The 23,304-nt window shown below is 63.3% G+C and carries 25 protein-coding genes; 14 read left to right on the top strand and 11 right to left on the bottom strand.

Annotation, left to right across the window (positions count from 1 at the left end):
• Positions 1 to 10: 10 nt before the first annotated feature.
• Together FIU81_RS14985 and sseA are read right to left on the bottom strand one after the other, a co-directional pair.
• Positions 11 to 1,192 (bottom strand): aromatic amino acid transaminase, encoded by a 1,182-nt coding sequence (locus FIU81_RS14985; RefSeq protein WP_124110280.1) that lies wholly within the window; start codon positions 1,190 to 1,192, stop codon positions 11 to 13.
• Positions 1,192 to 2,046: a 3-mercaptopyruvate sulfurtransferase gene (sseA, locus tag FIU81_RS14980; RefSeq protein WP_124110281.1), complete on the bottom strand. Its 855-nt coding sequence runs from the start codon at positions 2,044 to 2,046 to the stop codon at positions 1,192 to 1,194. The genes FIU81_RS14985 and sseA overlap by 1 nt, the downstream gene beginning before the upstream one ends.
• Before the next feature lie 251 nt (positions 2,047 to 2,297).
• Here sseA and FIU81_RS14975 point away from each other — a divergent pair, with 251 nt between their 5' ends.
• The 3 genes from FIU81_RS14975 (at position 2,298) to FIU81_RS14965 (ending at position 4,432) form a co-directional block, all read left to right on the top strand.
• The gene (locus tag FIU81_RS14975) at positions 2,298 to 2,918 is read left to right on the top strand and encodes a helix-turn-helix transcriptional regulator (RefSeq protein WP_124110282.1); all 621 of its coding nucleotides are present in this window, start codon (positions 2,298 to 2,300) and stop codon (positions 2,916 to 2,918) included.
• A 90-nt stretch (positions 2,919 to 3,008) separates the two neighbouring features.
• The gene (locus FIU81_RS14970) at positions 3,009 to 3,641 is read left to right on the top strand and encodes an acyl-homoserine-lactone synthase (RefSeq protein WP_172971496.1); all 633 of its coding nucleotides are present in this window, start codon (positions 3,009 to 3,011) and stop codon (positions 3,639 to 3,641) included.
• Positions 3,642 to 3,931: 290 nt separating this feature from the next.
• Complete coding sequence (locus tag FIU81_RS14965; protein WP_124110284.1) at positions 3,932 to 4,432, top strand: autoinducer binding domain-containing protein; 501 nt, start codon at positions 3,932 to 3,934, stop codon at positions 4,430 to 4,432.
• 9 nt (positions 4,433 to 4,441) lie between these two features.
• Here the strand turns inward: FIU81_RS14965 and smpB are convergent, their stop codons facing one another.
• Positions 4,442 to 4,915: an SsrA-binding protein SmpB gene (gene smpB, locus FIU81_RS14960; RefSeq protein WP_124110285.1), complete on the bottom strand. Its 474-nt coding sequence runs from the start codon at positions 4,913 to 4,915 to the stop codon at positions 4,442 to 4,444.
• A gap of 56 nt (positions 4,916 to 4,971) precedes the next feature.
• Positions 4,972 to 5,847 carry a 4-hydroxy-tetrahydrodipicolinate synthase gene (dapA, locus tag FIU81_RS14955; protein WP_124110286.1) on the bottom strand — a complete coding sequence of 292 codons (876 nt, stop codon included), beginning with the start codon at positions 5,845 to 5,847 and terminating at the stop codon, positions 4,972 to 4,974.
• Between the two features lie 120 nt (positions 5,848 to 5,967).
• On the opposite strand from dapA, the gene FIU81_RS14950 reads away from it, so the two are divergent.
• Positions 5,968 to 7,920 (top strand): lytic transglycosylase domain-containing protein, encoded by a 1,953-nt coding sequence (locus tag FIU81_RS14950; protein ID WP_124110287.1) that lies wholly within the window; start codon positions 5,968 to 5,970, stop codon positions 7,918 to 7,920.
• On the opposite strand, the gene FIU81_RS14945 is transcribed toward FIU81_RS14950, so the two are convergent.
• Complete coding sequence (locus FIU81_RS14945) at positions 7,921 to 8,319, bottom strand: hypothetical protein (protein ID WP_124110288.1); 399 nt, start codon at positions 8,317 to 8,319, stop codon at positions 7,921 to 7,923. It lies immediately after the preceding gene.
• 106 nt (positions 8,320 to 8,425) lie between these two features.
• Here FIU81_RS14945 and FIU81_RS14940 point away from each other — a divergent pair, with 106 nt between their 5' ends.
• Genes FIU81_RS14940 through FIU81_RS14905 form a run of 8 tightly spaced genes read left to right on the top strand, consistent with a single transcriptional unit; the run spans position 8,426 to position 15,884 of the window.
• On the top strand, positions 8,426 to 10,156 hold the full coding sequence (locus tag FIU81_RS14940) for a type I secretion system permease/ATPase (protein ID WP_124110289.1): 1,731 nt from the start codon (positions 8,426 to 8,428) through the stop codon (positions 10,154 to 10,156).
• Positions 10,153 to 11,445, top strand: a complete 1,293-nt coding sequence (locus FIU81_RS14935; RefSeq protein WP_124110290.1) for an HlyD family type I secretion periplasmic adaptor subunit — start codon at positions 10,153 to 10,155, stop codon at positions 11,443 to 11,445. The genes FIU81_RS14940 and FIU81_RS14935 overlap by 4 nt, the downstream gene beginning before the upstream one ends.
• A 49-nt stretch (positions 11,446 to 11,494) precedes the next feature.
• A complete protein-coding gene (locus FIU81_RS14930) occupies positions 11,495 to 11,956 on the top strand; it encodes a RidA family protein (RefSeq protein WP_124110291.1) in 462 nt (153 codons plus the stop codon).
• Complete coding sequence (locus tag FIU81_RS14925) at positions 11,953 to 12,651, top strand: glycerophosphodiester phosphodiesterase family protein (protein ID WP_124110292.1); 699 nt, start codon at positions 11,953 to 11,955, stop codon at positions 12,649 to 12,651. Before FIU81_RS14930 ends, FIU81_RS14925 begins: the two co-directional genes overlap by 4 nt.
• A 30-nt stretch (positions 12,652 to 12,681) precedes the next feature.
• The gene (locus FIU81_RS14920) at positions 12,682 to 13,860 is read left to right on the top strand and encodes a GNAT family N-acetyltransferase (RefSeq protein ID WP_124110293.1); all 1,179 of its coding nucleotides are present in this window, start codon (positions 12,682 to 12,684) and stop codon (positions 13,858 to 13,860) included.
• Positions 13,857 to 14,150 (top strand): 4a-hydroxytetrahydrobiopterin dehydratase, encoded by a 294-nt coding sequence (locus tag FIU81_RS14915; RefSeq protein ID WP_124110294.1) that lies wholly within the window; start codon positions 13,857 to 13,859, stop codon positions 14,148 to 14,150. Before FIU81_RS14920 ends, FIU81_RS14915 begins: the two co-directional genes overlap by 4 nt.
• Positions 14,150 to 15,094: a mechanosensitive ion channel family protein gene (locus tag FIU81_RS14910; RefSeq protein ID WP_124110295.1), complete on the top strand. Its 945-nt coding sequence runs from the start codon at positions 14,150 to 14,152 to the stop codon at positions 15,092 to 15,094. Before FIU81_RS14915 ends, FIU81_RS14910 begins: the two co-directional genes overlap by 1 nt.
• Positions 15,095 to 15,098: 4 nt before the next feature.
• Entirely contained in the window at positions 15,099 to 15,884 is a 786-nt protein-coding gene (locus FIU81_RS14905) for an Fpg/Nei family DNA glycosylase (protein WP_124110296.1), read from the top strand.
• Here FIU81_RS14905 and FIU81_RS14900 read toward each other — a convergent pair.
• Positions 15,881 to 16,993, bottom strand: a complete 1,113-nt coding sequence (locus FIU81_RS14900; protein WP_124110297.1) for an alkane 1-monooxygenase — start codon at positions 16,991 to 16,993, stop codon at positions 15,881 to 15,883. The genes FIU81_RS14905 and FIU81_RS14900 overlap by 4 nt on opposite strands.
• Positions 16,993 to 18,075, bottom strand: a complete 1,083-nt coding sequence (gene mutY, locus FIU81_RS14895; RefSeq protein ID WP_124110298.1) for an A/G-specific adenine glycosylase — start codon at positions 18,073 to 18,075, stop codon at positions 16,993 to 16,995. Before mutY ends, FIU81_RS14900 begins: the two co-directional genes overlap by 1 nt.
• Before the next feature lie 63 nt (positions 18,076 to 18,138).
• Between mutY and FIU81_RS14890 the strand changes: the two genes are divergently transcribed.
• Together FIU81_RS14890 and FIU81_RS14885 are read left to right on the top strand one after the other, a co-directional pair.
• Positions 18,139 to 18,654 (top strand): DUF721 domain-containing protein, encoded by a 516-nt coding sequence (locus FIU81_RS14890; protein ID WP_124110299.1) that lies wholly within the window; start codon positions 18,139 to 18,141, stop codon positions 18,652 to 18,654.
• The gene (locus FIU81_RS14885) at positions 18,651 to 19,325 is read left to right on the top strand and encodes a DsbA family protein (RefSeq protein WP_124110300.1); all 675 of its coding nucleotides are present in this window, start codon (positions 18,651 to 18,653) and stop codon (positions 19,323 to 19,325) included. The genes FIU81_RS14890 and FIU81_RS14885 overlap by 4 nt, the downstream gene beginning before the upstream one ends.
• Here the strand turns inward: FIU81_RS14885 and lpxK are convergent.
• From lpxK to FIU81_RS14865, 4 genes are all read right to left on the bottom strand, one after another.
• On the bottom strand, positions 19,322 to 20,311 hold the full coding sequence (lpxK, locus tag FIU81_RS14880; protein ID WP_124110301.1) for a tetraacyldisaccharide 4'-kinase: 990 nt from the start codon (positions 20,309 to 20,311) through the stop codon (positions 19,322 to 19,324). The genes FIU81_RS14885 and lpxK overlap by 4 nt on opposite strands.
• Entirely contained in the window at positions 20,308 to 21,444 is a 1,137-nt protein-coding gene (locus FIU81_RS14875) for a 3-deoxy-D-manno-octulosonic acid transferase (RefSeq protein WP_124110302.1), read from the bottom strand. Before FIU81_RS14875 ends, lpxK begins: the two co-directional genes overlap by 4 nt.
• Before the next feature lie 10 nt (positions 21,445 to 21,454).
• Positions 21,455 to 21,700: a DUF4170 domain-containing protein gene (locus FIU81_RS14870; RefSeq protein WP_124110303.1), complete on the bottom strand. Its 246-nt coding sequence runs from the start codon at positions 21,698 to 21,700 to the stop codon at positions 21,455 to 21,457.
• Positions 21,701 to 22,005: 305 nt separating this feature from the next.
• A complete protein-coding gene (locus tag FIU81_RS14865) occupies positions 22,006 to 23,301 on the bottom strand; it encodes a PAS domain S-box protein (protein ID WP_172971495.1) in 1,296 nt (431 codons plus the stop codon).
• Positions 23,302 to 23,304: the final 3 nt, after the last annotated feature.

The raw sequence follows: 23,304 nt of genomic DNA, 5'->3' as shown, positions 1-23,304 counted from the left end.
GGAGGGTAGATCAGCGGCAGGTCTTGGCGATAGCGTCCGCCAAGATCGGGACGGTTTGAGCGTTCAGACCTGCGATGTTCATGCGGCTGTCGGACACCATGTAAACGCCGTGATCTTTGCGCATGGCCTCGACCTTCGCTTCGTCCACGCCAAGGCGGCTGAACATGCCCCGGTGCCGAGCGATGAAATCAAACCGATCATCGTTCAGGCGCTGGCGCAGTTCATCGGCGAGTTGCTGGCGCAAGACCAGCATGCCGGTGCGCATGTCTTCCAGCTCCGCCTGCCAGTCGGCACGCAGATCGGGGTCGGTCAGGATGGTGGTGACAACGCGAGCGCCATGGTCCGGCGGGAACGAGTAGTTCTGCCGGTTCAGGTGGTTCAGGTTGCCCTGCGTGGTCTTCTTGTTCGCCGAGTCGCCCACGGCCATCAGCAAGCCGACCCGGTCACGATAGACACCGAAGTTCTTCGAACATGACGCACCGATCAGCATTTCGGGCTGGGTCTCGGCCAGAATACGCGTGCCTGCGGCGTCCTCGTCCAGACCGTCGCCGAAGCCCTGGTAGGCGATATCGACAAAGGGCAGCGCCTTTTTCTGGCGCAGAAGCTGGGCCACGCCGCTCCACTGCTCGCCGGACAGGTTCGCGCCGGTGGGGTTGTGGCAGCAGCCGTGCAGCAGGACGACATCGCCTTCCTTGATGCCGTCGAGGTCCGCCATCATGCCGTCGAAATCGACCTCACCGGTGGTGGTGTCGAAGTAGCGGTATTCCTTGAATGCCTGTCCCACGGTTTTCAGGATCGAGACGTGGTTCGGCCAGGTGGGGGCCGAAATCCAGACGGTCGCGTCGGGATTGGCCGTGCGGATCAGGTCTACGCCCTGCCGGAAGGCGCCGGTGCCGCCGGGCGTGGCGATGGCGGCCACGCGGTCGGCTGACACACTGTCGCCTAGCACAAGATCACGCATGGCGTCGGCAAAGGCGGAATCACCGGCGAGCGCGACGTAGCTTTTGGTGGTCTGCTCTTCCCAGATACGCTTTTCAGCGGCTTTCACGGCACGCATGACGGGCGTATTGCCCTGCGCATCCTTATAGACGCCGACGCCAAGGTCGAGCTTGTCCGACCGCGCGTCCTCCTTGTAGCTGGCCATTAGCATCAGGATCTTGTCTGCGGGCTGGTCCTTGAGATTGGAAAACATCAGGCGTCTCCGGTTGCGACGGGAAGGTCGGCGAACGCGCCCCATTCCGTCCATGATCCATCGTAGACCGACCAGTCGTCGTGGCCGATCCGGGCAAGTCCAAGGGCTAGCACCGCGGCCGTGATGCCGGACCCGCAAGTGGTGATGACGGGCCGCCCAAGGTCGATGCCGGCTGCGTCGAATTCGGCGCGCAGGCCTGCTTCGTCCTTCATCGTGCCATCGTCGTGCAACAGCCGGTTGAAGGGCAGGTTCTTCGATCCGGGGATATGGCCCGCCCGCAGTCCTTCACGCGGCTCCTTCACCGATCCGGCGAACCGCTCGGCGGCGCGGGCGTCAAGGATTTGCGGCGTGTCCAGCTTCGACGCCTCTGCCACCTGCGTCACGTCGCGCACAAGGTGGTTGCGGCGGGTCACGGTCATGTGGCGGTCGCGGATGACGGGGGGCATATCCTCGATCTCGCGGCCCTCGGCCTGCCATTTGGGCAGGCCACCATCCAGAACGGCCACGTCGTCCTTGCCCATCAGCTTGAAGGTCCACCAGACGCGCGCGGCCGACAGCATCCCGTGGGTGTCGTACACGATGACCTGATGGCCGTCGCCGATGCCCATAGCGCGCATCCGGCTGATGAACTTCTCTGGCGGCGGGGCCATGTGCGGCAACTCTGAGCGCTGGTCCGAAATTTCGTCGATGTCAAAGAAACGGGCACCGGGAATGTGGGCTGCGTCGTATTCGGCGCGTGCGTCGCGGTTCTGATCGGGCATGTGCCACGAGGCATCGACAATCCTCAGGTCCGGATCGTTGATGTGTTTAGCCAACCAGTCGGTCGAAACGAGCGTACGGGGATCGTCGGTCATGGAATGCGTCCTGTGCGGCGGTCGCATTCGGCGCTAGATCACCAGCCACGCAGGTGCAAGACCGGCGGATCGCAAACGAAATATTGCGATACCGGACGCGTGTTTGGCGCAACTTCTGGTCGTATTTAACCTTTGCGGAAAGTGACGGCAGGTCGTTATAGCAGAAACGTGTCCGGGATCTTTCGCGAATCTCCATCAATTCATGAGACCCGACATTGCAGTTGATTGGTGGAGGATATTGATAGGGGCGTATGGACGAAGCCACGCACATCAAGGCTGTCGACGCCGTGGCATTCTTGGCGCCCGCTGGTTACCACATCGCGCTGCGCGTCGGGTTCGCCTTCCCGGAGTTTGAGCAGAACACCTATCCCGCAGCCTGGGCAGACACCTATACCCGCCGGGGCTATATGCTCGATGATCCGGTTATGCGCTGGATTTACCGGAACACCGGTGCGATCCGGTGGAGCACGCTTGCAGCGAACGATCCGCGCGGCATTCTTGCCGACGCCGCAGATCATGGACTGACTTTCGGCGCAGCGGTTTGCCTGTCGCACGACAAAGACACCTCTCTGCGCTCTTTCGGAAGCTTTGCCCGGTCCGATCGTGAGTTCACGGACGATGAGCTGCGTTCGCTGATCGCGAATCTGCAAGGTGTGGACAGGGACGTACGCCCCGAAAATCTGCTGACGAGGGCCGAACAAGAGGCGTTTCGTCTGCTGGGCGAGGGGCGCATGCTGAAAGAGATCGCCTTTGAGCTTGGAATCAGCGAAAGCGCCGTGAAGCAGAGACTGACGAACGGGCGTGGCAAGCTGTCTGCGCGCACGAATATGCAGGCCGTGATGGATGCAACACGTCTTGGTTGGCTGGATTGATGCGGCGCAGGAAACAGTAAAACACGGCTGTGCGGATTAAATCTAAAGTTGTAGATAAATATTATACTGCAACTTCAGATGGAAACTCCAATGCCACAGACAATTACCGGCGCGACCTTCGGCTTTCGTGACTTCGCAACCCATGGTGGTTCATATTCGCAATTCCTGCAACTGCGAAAGCGGTTCTTCGTGGATACATTGTCGTGGTCGATCCCCCATGACCACGACATGGAAATGGACCAATACGACAATCCTACTGCCCTCTATTCCGTCGCGATGATAGGTGGGCGAGTCATCGGCGGAGCGCGAATCATGCGTTACGACGCGCGCTGGGGGCAAACCGGCTGCATGATGGCAGATGCCGCTCGTGGCGCGCTAGCCGACATCCCGCCAACCGCCATACCGGCCGGGCGGGACTTCGCCGATGCCGCTGAGATCACGCGTCTCTTGCTTTGCGAGAGTCTGGTGTCGGCTGCAGAGCGTGAAGAGGCATTGGCAACGGTGGTCGCCGGGCTTGTCGCGTGCGCGGTTACTCTTAATGCTGCCGAGATGGTTGCTCTTACAGTTCCGGCGTTTACACGTTCCTTACGAAAGCTGGGATACGGCAATGTCAGTCAGATTGGTGATCGGTGGCGCAGTGCGCAGGACGGACGCAGCTACGCAGTCCTGCAGGTTCCAGTGGAGCATGAAACGGTGGAAACGGCGCGACGTGTGAGTGTTTGACGGACATAAAGGACACGAAGCCCGATTGTATGTTATGTTGCGTGGGTCATTGCCGTGATGGGGAGCGTGCCGTTCATGAGAAAGATGGATTATATCATGCCTAAGAACATCCCATGCTGTCTGGAATGGGATGAGCATGTTCTTCTGGTGCCCGCGGCTAACCTCAATCGACCTGTTCGGCGCTGCATTGCGGCGCCGAAGAATTCTTGACATTGACGGCCCGCACGCCGCTCTATCGTTCAGTTCCAGTGGTACGTGCTTGCTTGGGCAGCAATGCTGGGGAGAACGGCGTGACAACGAGTAAAACGAACCAAATCGACTCGCTCATAGAAGAGATGCGGAAATTGGCACCCGCGGGATTTGCAGCGGCGCTTCATTTGAAGTTTGCCGGTCCGACTTACCTGTTCCAGACATACTCACCTGAATGGGTGGAATACTATTTCTCCCAAGGTGTTGTGATGGACGACCCAGCCGTGCGCTGGAGCTTGGCGAACGCCGGTATTGCCGAGTGGAACGCCTTGATAAAGCTGGACGAAAAGAACATTTTCGGCGCTGCTCGCGACTTCGGGATGAACCATTGGGTGGTTGTCTCAACTTCTGCCGAGGGGTCGCAGAGTATGGGGGCATTCGCGCGCACGGATGCGCCGTTTTCCGATGCGGAGAAAGAGCAGGCGCTTGAACTGCTTACAGACACCCACCGTTTGACCCTGTCCGCCACGAAGGATGCCGCCTTTGCGGACTACCTTTCCACTTTATCCGCGCGCATGAGCCACAAGCGTGGAAAGTCCTGAGCTTTCCGCTCAACCATGGTCTTTCAGCAGCCGCTGCTTTTGGCGCTGCCAGTCGCGCTTGGCCTCTGTCGCGCGCTTGTCGGGCGCTTTCTTGCCCTTTGCGATCCCAATCTTCAGCTTCGCCATGCCGCGGTGATTGAAGTACAGCACCAAAGGCACAAGCGTCATGCCCTTGCGCTGGGTGTCTGACCATAGCCGCGCCAGTTCCTTGCGATTGACCAGCAACTTGCGACGGGCGCGATCTTCGTGGCCAAACATCGCCTGCTCGTACGGAGCGATGTACGCGTTCACCAGCCACAGCTCTCCGTCATCGACAGTGGCATAGCTTTCGGCGATGTTGGATTGACCGGTGCGTAGGGACTTTACTTCGGACCCCTGCAGGATAATCCCGCACTCAAGGTCGTCCTCGATTGCATAGTCGTAGCGCGCGCGCCGATTCTCGGCGATCACCTTGTAATTCGGGTTGTCCTTGGGTTTTGCCATTCGGTGCAGATAGGCAGGCGGGCGGGGTCTGTCCAGCAGCCCCGCCCACAGATCGCCTAGCCGATCAGGCCCAGACGCTCCATCGTGGACTTCATTACAAGGCGCGTACCCTCGGTCAGCGGCACCAGCGGCAGGCGCACTTCGTCCTGACAGCGACCCAGCAGCGACAGCGCGTATTTCGCGCCGACAAGGCCCGGCTCGGTGAACACGGCCTCGTGCAAGGGCATCAGCCGGTCGTGCAGATCGCGCGCGGCCATCCAGTCGCCGTCGGCCATTAGCTTCTGGAAGTCAGCGCATAGCTTCGGCGCGACGTTGGCCGTGACGGAAATACAGCCGACGCCGCCGTGGATGTTGAAGCCAAGGGCTGATGCGTCTTCCCCCGATAGCTGGATGAAATCGGCGCCGCAGGTGATCCGCTGCTCGGACACGCGCACGACATCGCCGGTGGAGTCCTTCACGCCCACGATGCGCGGCAGTTTCGCCAGTTCGCCCATGGTGGCGGGTGACATATCGACGATGGACCGACCGGGGATGTTGTAGATCACGATCGGGATGTCGGTGGCGTCGTGCACGGCTTGGAAATGCGCGTAGAGCCCCGCTTGCGTGGGCTTGTTGTAGTAGGGTGTGACGACCAGCGCGCCGTCCGCGCCCACGTCCTGCGCGTGCTTGGCCAGCCTGATCGCCTCGACCGTGTTGTTGGACCCGGCGCCCGCCATGACCTTCACGCGCCCGTTGGCATGCTTGACCACTTCGGCCACTACGGTCTCATGCTCAGAATGGCTAAGCGTGGGTGTCTCACCGGTGGTGCCGACGGGCACGATGCCGCTGGTGCCCTCTTCGACATGCCAGTCCACCAGCCGTTTCAGGGCGTCGAGATCCAGCTTGCCGTCCTTGAACGGCGTGACCAGTGCGACGATGGACCCGTGAAACATGAGGTATCCTTCCTGATTGCGATGAACCGGGGATTTCCGGCGCGCGGACCCTATGCCGCACACGGCCTCTTGCCAAGGTCGTGAATTGGACATCGTGCGGCTGGGGCGTATCTCATGCCTATGCGTGCAATTGTATTTTCAGTGCTGATCTGTTTGGGCCTTCCGGCCCAAGCGCAGACCCCCGCCCGGTCCGGTTTTGACGACGGCATTTCTGCCGCGATGGAAGCTGTCAGGGGCGGGCGGTGGCTCGCCGCCGAAACAGCGGCGTCGCGGGCGGGGCCTGTCGCCGGTGATATCGTGGATTGGCTGTGGCTGCGCGAAGGCTTCGGCGATTTCGAAGCGGCGCTGGCTTTCGTGAAGCGCAATCCCGATTGGCCCGGCCTGTCGGGGCTGCGCGCGAATGCCGAACAGCACCTGCCCACGGGCGATCTGTCCGAAGAAACGGCGGGTGACGTGCTTGCTTTCTTCGGCGATGCCACCCCCGTGACGGGCCAGGGCGTGACAGCGCTGGTCGATGCCTACCGCGTGTTGGGTCGCGATGGCGACGCAAGCGGCACCGCGGCGCTGGCGTGGGTCGAGCGGTCGATGACAGGGCGCGCAGAGCAGCGGCTGCTGAAGTTGTATCCAAATGTCTTGGAGCCGCTGGAAGCCGAACGTGCGGAGCAGATGTTCTGGAACGGCTCTGAAAGCGCTTTGGCGCGCAGTGTCGAGCGCTTGGATGGGGATCTGGCCGCCGTGGTGCAGGCGCGACTGAGTGCCTTGCGGGGCAGCGATGCCGCGGCCGTTGCCGAAGACTTGGACACCGCGCAGCGTGGCGATGCGGGACTGGCCTACCGCGCCTTCCGGCAGGCTTTAGCGCGTGACCGTGATTCGGAAGCGATCGCGCTGCTGCGCCGGCAGTCCACCGAAGCCGCACGACTGGGCGATCCGGCGAGCTGGGGCGGTTACCGCGAAGATCTGGCGCGTGCACTGATGCGGGAAGGTGACTACGATACCGCCTACGCCGTCGCATCTCCCCACTGGCTGACCGAAGGGTCGGACTACGCCGCGTTGGAGTGGCTGTCGGGCTTCCTGGCGCTGCGGTTCCTTGATCGCCCCGAGGATGCGCTGCGTCACTTCGAGCGGATGCGCGCAGCGGTGTTTACCCCGATCTCTTTGGGGCGGGGACACTACTGGGTGGGCCGGGCGCATGAAGCCTTGGGGCAAGAGGATGAAGCCGCCGCAGCCTATGCGGCAGGAGCGCTGCACCAGACCAGCTTCTACGGCCTGCTCGCCGCCGAACGTATCGGCGCGGGCGCCGATCCCGACCTGATCGACCCGCCCGAAGCGCCACCGCTGGAAGAGGTTTCGTTTCGCGACAGCAGCGTTCTGGAGGCCGCGCTGATCCTTCAAGCGGCGGGTGAGCGGAACTATGCGGAAACATTCTTCACCCATCTTGCCGATGATCTAGATGCGGATGAGGTTGCGGCGCTGGGCGATCTGGTTCTGTCCTTGGGCGAGCCGCATATCGCCGTGCGGGTCGCGAAGCGTGCGGCGCAGAACGGGATCGTTATCCCGCGCGCCTACTTCCCGGTCGTCGACCTGGGACTGGAAGAAATGCCGGTCTCGGAAGAGCTGGCTTTGGCCATCGCGCGGCGCGAAAGCGAGTTCGATCCCGTGGTCTCGTCTCGCGTGGGTGCGGGCGGGTTGATGCAGCTTATGCCCGGCACAGCGCAGGATGTGACGCGTGAGTTGGGCATTCGCTATTCGCGCGACCGGCTCTATGCCGATCCGACCTACAACGCGCGCCTTGGCACGGCCTATCTGGCGGGGCTGGAGCGTCGGTTCGGCGTGAACCCGGTCTTGGTGTCGGCAGGCTACAACGCTGGTCCGGGCCGTCCCTTGCAGTGGATGGATCGGCGCGGCGATCCGCGTGAGCAGGATGTGGATGTGATCGACTGGATCGAGATGATCCCCTTCGACGAGACCCGAAACTACGTCATGCGCGTCGCCGAATCGTTGCCGGTCTATCGCGCCCGGCTTGGGCGACCCGACGCCACCATCGACCTGACCAGTGCGCTGAAGGGTCGTTGATTACTGGGTGATTCCCAGCTCTTCCGATGTGGTGACGGTGCCGACGGCGGCATCCTCGCCACAGCGCTCGTATTTGAACGCGATACCGTCCCAGATCAGGTACAGGCCGCCGTCGCTGGCTTCCATGAACATGGCGCGGCCTTCGAAACGTTCACCTTCGCCGGCGCACTCCATATCGAAAAGCTGCGCGTTCATGTCGTTCACGTTGACAGGATTGGTCATGTCGCAGCGGTTTTCGACGCCGAAAAGCGTGTTGTCCTCGATCTTGAGGGCACTTCCGTCACCGCCGGTGTAGACGCATTGCGCCGTGGGGTTAGCGCGCCACAGACCGCTGAAGTCCAAGGTTTCCTGCGCAATCAACGGCATCGGAGCCAGTGACAGGATCAATGCAAGTCGCATGGTCACACCTTTCATCGTTTTAGCGGCATGAATTCCATAATCTTTAATCCCGCTGTAGGTATTGCACGATAGAGTGTGACGCGGGCAACTCAAGCGGGGCTGGCTCATGGCGGGACGGGCGGATCTAAGCAGGGGGCGGGCTGAACTGGCGCAGGTCCGGTCCGAAAGCCGCGGCCTGTTCCTGGCTGTCGGCCTGTTTTCCATGTTAGTGAACCTGCTGATGCTGACGGGTCCGCTGTTCATGCTGCAGGTCTATGACCGCGTTTTGGGCTCTCGGTCCGAATCCACCCTGGTGGCGCTGACGCTCCTGATGGCGTTCCTGTTCATCATGATGGGCCTCTTGGATCTTGCGCGCAGCCGCATCCTTGGCCGCATCGGGGCGCGGTTTCAGTCCCGGCTGGACCGGCGGGTGTTCGAAGCAACGGTGCGCGCGGCCGCCACGAACCCCGACGCGAACGTCCGAAATTACCTGAGCGATCTGGAATCGGTGCAACGCCTTCTGGCCTCCCCGGTTCTGACCGCGCTGTTCGACCTTCCTTGGACGCCCCTTTTCCTTGCGCTGATCTTTATCTTCCACCCTTTGCTGGGTTGGCTGGCGCTTGGCGCGCTGATCGTTCTGACGGGGATCGCGGCCCTGAACCAGCTTCTGTCCAAAGGCGTTCAATCGCAGGCGCAAATGGCTCAGGTTCAGGCGCACCGAATGTCCGAACAGGTCCGGCAAGAGGCTGAAATGGTGCGCTCTCTTGGCATGCAGGATGCCGCGTTCTCGCGCTGGCAGGACCTGCGCGAGCGTGCATTGACCCAGTCGATGACGGGTACCGAGACGACGGGTGGCTTCACGGTTCTGACGCGCACGTCGCGCATCTTTCTGCAATCTCTGATGCTCGCATTGGGCGCGTGGCTTGTTCTGCAAGAGCAACTGACACCGGGCGGCATGATTGCAGCCTCTATTATGATGGGTCGTGCATTGGCGCCCATCGACCAAGCGCTTGGGCAATGGCCCTTGGTGCAGCGCGCGCGACAGGGCTGGGCCGGGCTGGCCGAATTGCTCAGCGCTCAGGGTCAGGAACCCGCGCGCACCGCACTGCCGCGCCCCTCTGCGCATCTTGTGGTGGATCAGATCACGGTGATCCCGCCGGGCCAGCCGCAAGCGTCGCTGCGCATGGTCTCGTTCGAGGTGAAGCCGGGGCAGGCGCTGGGCGTTATCGGCCAGTCAGGCTCTGGCAAATCCACCCTTGCACGGGCGCTGACCGGAGTGTGGCGCAGCGCGGGCGGCAAGATCCGCCTCGGCGGCGCCGCGCTGGATCAGTATGAGCCCGATACTCTGGGTCAGCACATCGGCTATCTGCCCCAGCGCGTGCAGCTGTTCGACGGCACCATCGCCGAGAATATCGCGCGCCTTAGCCCGCAGGTATCGTCCGAGGCTGTGGTGAAAGCCGCGCAGAAGGCAGCGGCGCATGAGATGATCCTGAAGCTGCCGCAGGGCTATGACACGCCGGTTTCCAGCGCGGGCGGGCGGCTGTCGGGCGGGCAGATGCAGCGGATCGGACTTGCCCGCGCCATGTATGGCGATCCGGTGCTGCTGGTGCTGGATGAGCCGAACTCAAACCTCGACAACGAGGGAACGCAGGCGCTGAACATCGCTATTGCTGAGATGAAGGCATCGGGCGGCGCGGTCGTGCTGATGGCGCATCGTCCGTCCGCCATCGCCGGGTGCGATACGCTGGTGATGCTGGAAAACGGAATGCGCCGCGCGTTCGGTCCCCGCGATGAGGTGTTGCGGCAGGTCACGCAGAACCACCGCCAGATCACCGCCGATCCCGGAGGCGTCTCATGAGTTGGTCCGCCCGCGGCCCCATTCTGCTGGGTCTCTTCACCTTGCTGCTGTTGGTCGCCGGCTTCGGATCTTGGGCGGCGTTTTCGCAGATTTCCGGTGCGGTCGTCGTGTCCGGTCAGATCGAGGTCGATCAGAACCGCCAGATCGTGCAGCACCCCGACGGCGGCGTCGTGGAACAGGTGTTGGTGCGGGAGGGCGATACCGTCGAGGCAGGCGATCTGCTGGTGGTTCTGGATACCAAGCTGCTCGACAGCCAGCTGACCGCCGCGCGCGCACAACTGAATGAGCTTCGCGCCCGCCGCGCCCGGCTGGAAGCCGAGCAGGCGGATTCGGAGGCAATTACCTTTCCCGACGACCTGCTGGCTTTGGCCGATCTCGAACCCGAGGTCGCCGATCTTGTCACGGGCCAGCGCGATCTGTTCGAAGCGCGGCGCGAGACGGCGAAGATGACGCTGGGCCAGCTTGAACGTCGCCGCGCCCAGATCGACCGCCAGATCGACGGGCTTGGCGCGCAGGAAGAATCGCTGCGCGAGCAGGTGTCGCTGATCGGCGAAGAACTGGAGAGCCAGCAAACGCTGCTGGATCGGGGTCTTGCACAGGCCAGTCGCGTCCTGTCGCTGCGCCGGGAGGCGGCGCGCTTGCAGGGCCAGATCGGCGAATTGATCGCAGGCCGGGCCGAGGCGGGTGAGCGAATTTCCGAGATCGACAATCAAGTGCTGGTCTACACCGTTCAGCGCCGCGAGCAGGCGATCACCGAACTGCGCGACCTGCGCGTGCGCCAGACCGAGATCGCAGAGCGCGTCGCCGGTCTGGCCGAACAACGTGCCCGCACAGCGATCACGGCTCCTGTCGGCGGCGTGGTCTACGACATGAGCGTCTTCGGCCCGCAGGCCGTGGTCACACCCGCTGCGCCGGTTCTATACATCGTGCCGCAGGACCGCGCGCTGGTTATCCAGGCCCGCGTGCCGCCGATTCACATCGATCAGGTGTCAGAGGGGCAAGAGGTCATCCTGCGCTTCCCCGCCTTCGATGCGCGCACGACGCCGGAACTATCCGGGCAGGTGATCCTGGTATCCGCGGACGCATTTGTCGACGATACCAGCCAAGCGGCGTTCTACCGCGCCGAACTGGTGCTGTCTCCGGGAGAGATCGACAAGCTGCCCGAAGGACTGTCGCTGATCCCCGGCATGCCGGTAGAGGCGTATCTGCGCACCGCCGACCGCACGCCCATCGCCTACCTGACCAAGCCTCTGACCGACTATTTCACCCGTGCCTTCCGCGAAGGTTGACGCGGACGTGGCGTGGGGATTGGGTGGCCTGTAAGCACCGGAGGATGACATGGGCAAGATCGACGACAGACTGAATGAACTGGGCATCACACTGCCCGACGCACCCGCCCCGGCGGCCAACTACGTGCCATTCCTGTTTATGGGCGACCTTCTGTACGTATCCGGTCAGATCAGCGCCGGGCCGGACGGCCTGATGACCGGTATCTGTAACGGACCGGAAGATATCGACGCGGGAGTGGCCGCGGCACGCGCCTGTGCGCTGTCCTTGTTGGCTCAGGTGCGCAAGGCTTGCGATGGGGATCTCGACCGACTGGTGCAGGTGGTGAAATTGACCGGCTTCGTCGCCTCTACGCCCGAGTTCACCGACCAACCCAAGGTCGTGAACGGCGCGTCCGACCTGATGGCCGAAGTGCTGGGCGACGCAGGGCGGCACACCCGCTCTGCCGTCGGCGTCGCGGCCCTGCCAATGGGCGTGCGGGTCGAGATCGAGGGTATCTTCCAGATCGCATGACACTTCCCGCTGATTGCCTTGCCCGACCCTTTGCGCATCGCGGGCTGCACGACCGCCGGAACGGCGTGATCGAGAACACCCGCTCCGCTTTCGATGCCGCCGTGGCGCAGGGCTATGGGATCGAACTGGACGTGCAGATGTCGCGCGATGGTGTGCCGGTGGTGTTCCACGATCCCCGGCTGGATCGCCTGACTGATCTGGAAGGGCCCGTGCGCAGCCTGACCGCCGAACAACTGGCCACCGTGCGGCTGACCGGGTCGGACGATGTGATCTTGCCGCTGGCCGATGTTTTGGCGCAGATCGGTGACCGTGTGCCGGTGCTGGTCGAGATCAAGGATCAGACCTGCGACCTGGGTCCAGAACAGGCCGTCGGGCAGGTGGTGGCCGAAGTTGCGCGCGGCGGGGCGCGGCTGGCGGTGATGTCGTTCCGGCACACCTACATTCACGCGCTCGACTGGCTACCCGCCGGGGTGCATCTGGGGCTGACGACCGAGGGGGACGGCCCCATCGAGGGCTGGCGCGACGCGCTGGACTTCATCAGCCACGACCACACTACCCTATCCTCCGCTGCCGTGGCGCAGGTGAAGCAGCACGGTGGATCGGTGCTGTGCTGGACCATCCGCGGCCAACAACAGGCCGACGCAGCGCTGCAATATGCCGATCAGATCACGTTCGAAGGTTTCGCGCCCGCTTGATCTTGGCGCCTCCCGCCACACCTCTCGGCCATGTCCGACCAGCCGCAGATCGCCGTTTCCAGCCACCACAGCCTGACCGCCATCGACGCGGCCGACTGGGATGCCTGCGCGAACCCGGATGGCGGGGTGCCGGTCGATCCCTTTACGACGCACCGCTTTCTGAAGGCGCTGGAGGTTTCGGGCTCTGTCGGGCCGGGCACCGGCTGGTCACCGCATTACCTGACGGCCGAGGCCGATGGGCAGATCATCGCCTGCGCGCCGCTTTACGCCAAGGGACACAGTCAGGGTGAATATGTCTTCGACCATTCATGGGCCCATGCCTATGAGCGCGCGGGCGGCAGCTACTACCCGAAGCTTCAGATCGCCGCGCCGTTCACGCCGGCCACGGGGCGGCGGTTCCTGACGCACCCGGACCACGATGAGATCGGCTATGCCGCTTTGGTCGAGGGCGCGGTGCGCATCGCCGATCAGAATGACATCGCCACCCTGCATGCGACCTTCTGCACAGAGGCCGAGGCGCAGGCGGGTGTTGAGATGGGCCTTCTGCACCGCCTTGGCCAGCAGTATCACTGGATCGACGAGGATTACGGCGACTTCGACGGCTTCCTTGCCGCTTTGTCATCGCGCAAGCGCAAGACGATCCGCAAGGAACGCCGCTCTGCGCAAGAGGCCGGGCTGGAGATCGTGCATCTGACCGGCGATGAGCTGAAGCCTCACCATTGGGATGCCTTCTGGCAGTTCTACCAGGACACCGGCGCGCGGAAGTGGGGCACACCCTATTTGACGCGCGCGTTCTTCGAGGAAGCGCAGGCGAACCTGCGCGATGACATGTTGCTGATGCTCGCGCTGGACGAAGGCACGCCGATTGCCGGTGCTCTGAACTTCATCGGTCGCGATACACTCTATGGCCGCTATTGGGGCTGTATCGAGGACGTGCCGTTCCTGCATTTCGAGCTGTGTTACTATCAGGCCATCGACTGGGCGCTGGCGCATGGTCGCACACGGGTCGAGGCGGGCGCGCAGGGCGAGCATAAAATCGCGCGCGGCTACCTACCCCACGCGGTGCACTCGCTGCACTGGATTGCCGATCCGGGGTTCCGCACGGCAGTCGAGCAGTTTCTAACCGCCGAACGTCGCGCGGTGGACGAAGAGATAGAGGTTCTGACCAGCTACGGTCCGTTCCGAAAGGACAAGGGAGAGCCGGAATGAGCGACAAGCTAGAAGGCCAAGCGCGCACGGAGGCGCTGGCGAGGTTGGCCGAACGAGGATGGTCAGAGGTCGAAGGTCGAGACGCGATCACCAAGGACTACAAGTTCGCCGACTTCATCGAGGCCTTCGGTTGGATGACGCGCGCCGCGATCCATGCGCAGGCCGTCGACCATCACCCAGAGTGGTCGAACGTCTACAATCGCGTTTCCGTTACCTTGACGAGCCACGACGTAAAGGGTTTGAGCGCGCGAGATATAGACTTGGCCGAAAAGATGGACGCGCTGACGTGATGGATTTCCTAGACCCCATTCTGAACCCGATCCTGAACTTCTCGCTTGGGGACCAGACCATCGGCGACATTCTGACGCTGGACTTCCTGCTGTCGATCGCTGGCAATGTCCTGTCCGCGATCTTCATCCTGCTTGTGGGGTACACGATCGCTGGGTGGGTCAAGCGCCGCATCCGGTCCATCGGCACCGCCCGGCCGGACATGGACACGACGCTGTTCAACTTCCTGGGCAACCTTGCACGCTACGCGATCCTCGCATTCACGTTCCTCTTTGTTCTGAACACCTTCGGGGTGCAGACGACCAGTATCGTCGCGGCCATCGGTGCCGCCGGTCTGGCCATCGGCCTGGCATTGCAGGGCACGCTGACAAACATCGCGGCGGGCGTGATGATCATCTTCTTCCGGCCCATCAAAGAAGGCGATTTCGTCGAGGTGAACGGCCAGATGGGCACGGTGAAGGAAGTCACGCTGAACTTCACGGAACTGGCCAGCATCGGCAACGTGCAGATCATCATCCCGAACAAGGACGTGTGGGGGAACACCATCGTCAACTACTCTGTCTACCCGCATCGGCGGGCAGAGTGGACGTTTGGCGTGGGTTACGGTGTGAACCTTGCCGATGCCGAACGGGTCATCCGAGAGACTGTTCTGGGCGATAAGCGCACCATGACGGACGAGGATCTGTGGCTGCAGGTGAACAATCTCAACGACAGCTCGGTCGATTTCATGTGCCGCGCTTGGGTCGATGCGGATGACTATTTCGCCTATCAGGCCGACATCAAGCGCAAGGTGAAAGAGGCGCTGGACGCCGAGGGTCTGGATATTCCGTTCCCGACGCGCACCATCGTGCATCACATCCCGGAGTCGGGGGGGGACGAGACCGAGCGCTCGGACGATCCCGAGACCTCGGAAGACAGCGCAAAGGCAGACGAAGAGCTGACCTGAGCCGATGCCAGAACTGCCCGAAGCCGAAGCCAATCGCCGCCGGATCGAACGCGACTGCCTCAACCGCACCATCGAGGCGGTGACGCTGTCCGATGACGTCGAATACATCGACCTGCCGGGCGACAACGAGCGCGGACGGCTGGTCGGGCGGCAGTTCACCGAGACGCGGCGCCACGGCAAACTGATCTTTGCGGGCTCGGCCGCGGGCCCTTGGATCGTTGTACATCTGGGGATGACCGGCGAGCTATACGCCTTCGACGAGGGCGAGCGTGAGCCACCGGACTACACCAAGCTGTTGATAGCGTTCGAGGGAACGCGCCGGCTGGCCTATCGCTGCCCGCGCAAGCTGGGCTGGGTGAGGGTGATCGACGATCCCGATGCGTTTCTGAACGATGAGGGCTGGGGGCCGGATGCGCTGGGTATTGAGCGCGATGTGTTCCGTGCCGTGATCGGCGGAACGAACGGCGCGGTGAAGTCGGCGCTGATGGCGCAGAAGAAGGTGGCCGGAATCGGCAACCTGTGGTCGGACGAGATGCTGTATCGCACGGGCATTGCGCCGGATCGGAATGCCAACGAGCTTGAAGACGCGCAGATCGACGCGCTGTTCGACGCGATGCATGAAGTGCTGAATGCAGTGTCGGATACCGATGCCGATTATGCTCAGCTGCCGAACGATTGGATCATTCACCACCGCGAAGACGGCGGGGCCTGTCCGAAGTGCGATGGCACGATCCGCAAGTCCAAGGTTGGCGGGCGTTCGGCCTTCGCGTGCGACAGCCACCAGACCTAGCGCGGCGCGGGGTTCAGCGCCTTGTTGTAGGGCTGCCAATCCTCGATTTCTGGATAGAATTGCGCGCGCCACGCCTTCACGCGCGGATTCATGATCCGCTTCCACAGGGGCGGAATCATCGCGGCGAAGGTCATGATCGGGTAGCCTGCCGGTAGTTGCGGAGCCTGCGTATCGTCGAAGGTCTGCAACAGCGGAAAACGGCGGTCCGGCTTGTAGTGATGGTCCGAATGGCGCTGCAGGTTGATGAGCAGCCAGTTCGACGCCTTCTGCGACGCGTTCCACGAATGGCGGGGCTGCACGTGCTCGTACTTGCCGTCGCCAAGATGTTTGCGCGTCAGGCCGTAGTGCTCGACGTAATTCACCAACTCCAGCTGCCAGATCGCAACGCCCGCCTGAACCAGCAAAAGGCCGACGCCCGTCCAGCTGCCAAGGGCGAAGGCGAGGATCAAGAAGCCTGCCTGCAACGCCCAGTAGCGCCAGAACGGGTTGCTGCGGTGGAACCACGGCAGCGATTTGCGGGCCAGCATGGCAGCTTCGGCGCGGAAGGACGACATCAGCGATTGCCGCAGGACGCGCGGGTAGTAACGGTGGAAGCCCTCGTTATAGCGCGCCGTCACGGGGTCGCGGCGCGTGCCGACGTAACGGTGATGGACCAGCAGATGCTCTGACCGGAAGTGGGAATAGAAAACGATCGCCAGAAGCAGATCGGCGAGCCAGCGTTCGGCGCGGTTGCGCTGGTGCATCAACTCATGCGCGTAGTTGATGCCGACGGTGCCGGACAAGACGCCCATGCCGAAGAACAGCCAGAACTGTTCCGCGCCCGAATAGTCCGCGTGTGTGGCGTACCAGATCAAGCCGAATGTCAGCGTGAACTGGATTGGAAACCAGATCAGTGTGACTGTGCGATACCAGAACAGCTGGCTGTCTGGGGTTTGGGGGTCTTCATTGGCTTCGTTCAGACCAGCGAAACTGTCGATGATCGAGAACAGCCACCACGTCAGCGCAGGCACAAGCATCAGCCACCACCCCCCTAGCGCCGCCGACACCAGGATCACTGGGACAAGCAGCAGCGATAGCCAGAACGGCAGGGCTTTGGACAGGTGGGTCATTACGTGTCTTCTACATCCGTGTCGGGCGTCCGCTCAAGCGGCGGCAATGCCGCAAGGGCTGCGTTAAGGACCTTGCGCATCAATGTAGGCAGATCGCGGGGGTTGAAGGCATTTGCGGGTGTGAATCTGCCCCGTTGCGCGGGGCCTTCGACCGTCGCGGCGCGGACGAGCAGGATCAGGTGGAAATGGGTGAAGATATGGCGCACCTCTCCGGCGTCCTGCCAGCGGGCGTCGGCGGGGGGCGCTGTGTCCTCCGGCACCTCGGCCCAGTCCGATCCGGGAAAGCCGACCATCCCGCCCAGCAGACCCTTGTCGGGCCGCGTCTCTAGCAGCCAGGCGCCGTCAGGGCGCCGACCGGCGTAGACGACGCCCCGCCGCACGGGCTTCGGCGCTTTCGGTGTCTTCTTCGGCAGCTCTGCCGCGATGCCCTGCTTGCGGGCGGCGCAGTCGCTCATCCACGGGCAGATGCCGCAGGCGGGGCTGCGCGGCGTGCAGATGGTTGCGCCAAGATCCATGACCGCTTGCGCGTAGTCTCCGGGGCGTGTGTCGGGCGTCAGTGCGGCAGCCAGCGCCGTAAGCTCGGGTTTCGCTGCGGGCAGCGGCGTCTGAACCGCATACATCCGCGCCATCACACGTTCGACGTTGCCGTCCACCACCACTGACGCTCGGTCGAACGCGATGGCAGAGATCGCGGCGGCGGTGTAGGGGCCGATCCCCGGTAGGGTCAGCAGCGCGTCATAGGTGTCTGGGAAGCGTCCACCATGATCCGCAACCACGGCGCGCGCGCATTTCAGAAGGTTGCGGGCGCGGGCGTAGTAGCCAAGGCCCGCCCATTCGGCCATGACCGCCGCATCGTCAGCCGCCGCCAGATCGCCCACGGTCGGCCAGATCGCGATGAACCGTTGGTGATAGGCGCGCACGGCGGCGACGGTCGTCTGCTGAAGCATCACCTCGGACAGCCAGACGGCGTAGGGATCGGGCCGCACGCCCGCCTTCCGGTCGGTTGGACCCACGCGCCACGGCATCTCGCGCGCGTTGGCGTCGTACCAGTCCAGCAAGGATCGTGTCAGCGCGTCACGCATGTTTTATGCCCTCGATCCGGGTTTGCTCTTCCGTCCCGTGCTCCAAGGCATAGATTGCCGGTCATGAGCCAAGCCCAGACGCCACATCGCCGCAGGTTCCGCAAGGGGGCCGTGCGCGCCGCCAGCCTGATGGAGCGGAGCATCCGCACCGTCGGCGAGAGCCGTGGCTTTGCCGTGTCGCGCCTGTTGACCTGCTGGCCAGAGGTGGCGGGCGAGGCGATCGCCAAGATTTGCCAACCCGTCGAAGTGTCGTTCGGACGCGGCCCACTTGGGGCCACTCTGACCGTTCTGACCACCGGCGCGCAGGCACCGATGCTGGAAATGCAGAAGGAACAACTGCGTGAGCGTGTGAACGCCTGCTACGGCTATCAGGCGATCCGCCGCATTCACATCACGCAAACCGCGCCCACGGGCTTTGGCGAAACGGCGGCTGGCTACACACCGCCGGAACGCACGCTTGATCCCGCTGTCATCAAAGCTGCGCGAGAGACCGCAACTGACGTCGGCGACGCAGATCTGCGCGCCGCCCTAGAACGCCTTGGCACGAATGTGCTGTCGAAGAAAAAGGACCGACCATGAAGACGCTTCCCCTTGCCGCCATTGCCGTTGCCGCCGTTGCAGGGGGCGCATGGTATATGTCTCAGCCCACCGCGAACCCGGCCTCGACACCCTTCGCTGCCGCCAACGCGCAGGAAAGCAGCGCCGTCGCCGCAGAAGTGGACATCCAGGAAATGACGCTGGGCAACCCCGACGCAGATATCCAGGTGATCGAATACGCGTCGTTTACCTGCCCCCATTGCGCGACGTTCCACGACACCGTGTTCGAAGAGCTGAAGGCCGATTACATCGACACCGGCAAGATCGGCTTCACCTATCGCGGCGTCTACTTCGACCGCTACGGCCTGTGGGCCGACATGGTCGCGCGCTGCGAAGGCTCGACCGACCGCTTCTTCGGCATCTCGGACCTGATCTACGAGCGCCAGCGCGACTGGACACAAGGTGAACCGGCAGAAATCGCCGAGAACCTGAAAACGCTGGGCAAGACCGCCGGTCTGACCGACGATCAGCTGACTGCCTGCCTGTCCGATGGAACGAAGGCCGAGGCGCTGTATGCCAACTTCCAACAGAACGCCGAGGCGGATGACATCACATCCACCCCCAGCTTCATCATCGACGGCGAGAAGTTCTCGAACATGCCGTATGACGAGTTCTCGCGTATCCTCGACGAGAAGCTCGACGAAGACAGCTAAAGCCCGATGCGGTCCAGCGCGGCGTCCAAGGGCGTCGCGTCTGCAATCTGCAATCGCACGGGCAGAGTCAGAACCGACGCACGGTAGGACGCGGGCAAGCGCACCGCGTCCTTTTCCGTTGTGACAAGCTGCGCGTTCGCCGCCTGAGCCTCTGCCGTCAGGCGTTGCAGCAGGGCGGATGACAGCGGCTGATGATCGTCCAGTGGGCGCTGGCCGACGATCTCTGCACCAAGCCCTCGCAACGTTTCGAAAAACTTGGCGGGCCGTCCGATGCCCGCAAATGCGAAGGCCCGCAGCCCGGCCCATGGCATCCCAGTCGGCAGTGGTTCCAAAGCGCCGGTCAGGTGGGGCAGATGAATGGCATGGCCCCACAGATCATGGAAGGCGGTTTGGGCAGATGAATCGCCGATGGACAGCAGCAGGTCGGCGCGCGCCAGACCGGCGGCCACAGGCTCTCTCAGCGGTCCCGCCGGGATCACGCGCCCGTTGCCGAAGCCAGCCTGCGCATCAACGATGACCAAGGACAAATCCTTGGCCAGCGCCGGGTTTTGGAAGCCGTCATCCATGACAATCGCCTGCGCGCCATCTGCTACCGCTGCTCGGGCCAGCGCCAGCCGATCGGGACCGACCCATGTGGACGCGAAGGCCGATAACAGAAGCGGCTCATCGCCTACTACCGCGGCATCGTCGCTGGTGCTGACCTTGCGCGTGTCTTTGTTCGAGCCACCGTATCCGCGGCTGATGACCTGCGCCGCCACACCGCGCGCGGTCAGGCGCTGGATGATCTCGATCACGGTTGGCGTCTTGCCCGTCCCGCCCGCGTTAATGTTTCCGACGCAGATCACCGGCACTCCGACGGACGCACCCGGCTGCGCCACACGCCGCGCGGTCGCAGCACCGTAGAGCGCACCCAGCGGCGACAGAACGCGCGCTGCAAGGCCCGGCGCGTCCGGCGGTGCGGACCAGAAGCGCGGCGGGCTGCTCATTCGGGCACGCCCGCCAGCGTGTCGTCCAGCAATGAAAACAGGCGCGCGCTGGCCTCTGCGCCTTCGGTCGTCACGGTCCACGCGTTGTGTGCAAGCGCTGCGGCTTCTTCCGGGTTCAGCAGGCGTTCCACCTGCGTGCCAAGGCTGTCCGCATCGGTCACGCGACGTGCGCCATCGGCGTCCAGCAGACTTTGCAGCATGTCCGGATCGTCCCCCAGGCGTGGGCCGGTCAGGATCGCTGCACCAAGCCCGGCCGGCATCGCAACGGGTGCGACGGGGCCGGTGGTCGCAAGCGTGCCGCCCAAGAAGGCAACTGGCGCAAGGCGCAGCCACAGACCCGGATCGCGATCTGCCAGGATGACCTGCGTATCGGGGGCAACTGGGGCCGTATTGGTCACCTGCCAGCGCAAACCGGACGCCTCTAGCGCCTCACCGGCCTCTGCGTCATCCTCGGTCATCAGTATCAGTAGCAAACGGTGGGTCATCTGTGCCGCGCGGCGGTGCGCGTCCAGCACCAGCGACACCTCCTCTGGCGCGGTGTTCAACGCCAGCCAGATGGGCCGCGCTCCGATACGGTCGATGGCTGCCTGGAGCACCTTCGCTGCAACGGCGGGCGGCGCGGCGACCTGTGCAAAAGGGCCGGAGACCTCGACCACCGCTCCGAGGCGCGGATCGGGGGCGCGGGCCATCACCGCGTCGAACTGCGCCATGGGCTTGACCAAAGCCAGCGCCATCCGCGCGGGATCGGTGTCAGCGGCCAGCAGGGGAATGCCGCGCGACAGGGCGATCTCCCACAGAAGCGGGAAGGGGTCGGCCCCGCAGAACAGCGCGGCAGAGGGGCGCCAGTGATCCAAAAACGCCACGGCATCGGTGGCGGTATCGGCGGGGGCGAGAGCAGTCAGGCGCTCTGGCGCGCCCATTCCGGTGGTCAGGATGGACAGATCCGACAGCTCGTCGCGCAGGCGGTCCAACACCAGCCCCGTGGGGTGAACGCTGGCCCCTGCGCCGTAATGTACCCACAAAAGCCGCCCATCGGGACGCGGTGCGCTTGCCATGGCAGGGTGCGGGCGGCGTGCCGATTCCCGGCTGGCGGCCAGCCGGTGGCGCAGCAAGGTCAGGGACAGGTCTGGCATGGACCGGCGATCAGCCGTCGAGCGCCTCTGTCGGCGAGCCGTCGATCTCTTCGTCGATCATGCGGTGCAGATGGGCGATGAAGTAGCGCATGTGGGCGTTGTCGACGGTCTTCTGGGCGTTGGTCTTCCACGCGTCATAGGCGCTGGCGTAGTCGGGGAACATGCCGACGATGTGGATGTCCTTGATGTCCTTGAAGGCATTCTTGGACGGATCGATCAGCTCACCGCCGAAAACGAGGTGCAGGCGTTGGGTCATGGGGGTTCTCCTTTGATCTGTGTCTAGGCCGTCCCGCATCCGTCCCGCAAGCGTGCAGCGGACGTCGGGCAAATGTGCAGCGCGGGTAGGGTGTGCGTAGGGCATTTGGTGGGTGGATGTCGTGGCAGCGTCTGGCCGATGTACAGCAAGGTGGCCCGACGAGAGTGGGCATGATCTGTCCGCTCGTCGTCCCGCGGTCCCGCCGGCCAGTCTACCCGGAGAGCGATATCTTCGGCGTTCAGCGAGAGTGTTCGCAGAGTGCAGGGAGCAAAAGACGTCCCAAGGTTATGCCCGGCACATCGTCTTCAGCAGAGTCGATCCAACGGCGCGGAAAATGTCCATACAAAGCCGCTTGCCACGTAGTCGCGCGTTGTCTGGCCATGAGTCACGCCCTCCAGGATTGGTCCGGTGACCTGCGAGCCGAAGCCCCGACGTGCGGGGGCAGCTATCGCAGGGCCGCCTTCCTCCTGCCACGTCATCTTCAGCCCTGGTTCATCCTCTTCCACGACCGTCCATGTCAGCAGGACGCGGCCATCAGGTTGTGACAGCGAGCCGTATTTCACGGCGTTGGTCACCAGCTCGAAGATCGCCATTCCGATGGCCTGCGCCGCTTGCTGATTCAGCTGAACTGGCGGTCCTTCGAGTGTCACGATATCGCCCTTGGGATCGATCAAATGCGAAAACTGCGTTTTTGCCAAATGACCCAGGTCGGCGGTGCGGCCCTGCTTGTGAATCAGGCTTTCCTGATTGGAGATCAGGCTGGCGAGGCGCTGCGACAGCACATTGTGAAACTCGGGGCCGTCGTGGAAACGCCCGGTCTGCCGTGCGATCACCTGAACGATGGAGAGGATATTCTTGGACCGGTGGTTGAGTTCCTCAAGCAAGTTGCTGGCTTCGGCTTCGGCCGCCTTACGATGACTGATGTCGATGAAGGTCAGCATGAAGCCGGAGACCTTGCCGATTTCATCGTGGACGACGGCGATCGAGACTTCGACGTCGACCGGGTGCCCGTTCTGGTGGATGCGTACCGTCTCGTCGCGCACGATTTCACCGGCCGTGGCCCGTGCAAGTGCGGCCTCGAACGGCGCGTGCATCTCGGATGACAGCAGGATGGATCGGATGGGCTGCCCGATGACCGACTCCGCGTCGTATCCGAAGAGTCTTGTCGCGGCGGGGTTCCAACTGCGGATCATTTGCCCGTCGTCGATCGAGACGATGGCCTGAGGCGATGACGCCACGAGTACCTTGAACAGGTCGCTTTCCCGGCGGCGTGCAATCAGCTCTTGCTCGAACGCCTTGCGGGTTTCGTTGCGAAAGACCGCCATCCGAATGCGAGTCAGCTTGCCGTCCAAACGATCCGCAACGGCGTTCAGGTATGTTCCCAAGCGGGTGCCGTCGCTGCATAGGAAATCGACGGAAACTTCGCTCAGCTTGCCTTCGACGATCAGCAACGGACGCAGGTGCGTTTCGAAATAGATGCGCACGGCGCGCGGCAGCAGGTCGTGCAGGGTCAGGCCGGGTTGATCGTCGTCCAGGCCAAGCCATGCTTTCATCTGGCCGTTCATGGTCAACACGCGCCCCGCGCCGTCGAGATCGATCAATCC

The sequence above is a fragment of the Palleronia sp. THAF1 genome, assembly GCF_009363795.1.
Taxonomy (GTDB): domain Bacteria; phylum Pseudomonadota; class Alphaproteobacteria; order Rhodobacterales; family Rhodobacteraceae; genus Palleronia.
The sequence above is the reverse complement of the archived record's forward strand: the minus strand, read 5'-3'. Positions and strand labels throughout refer to the sequence as shown.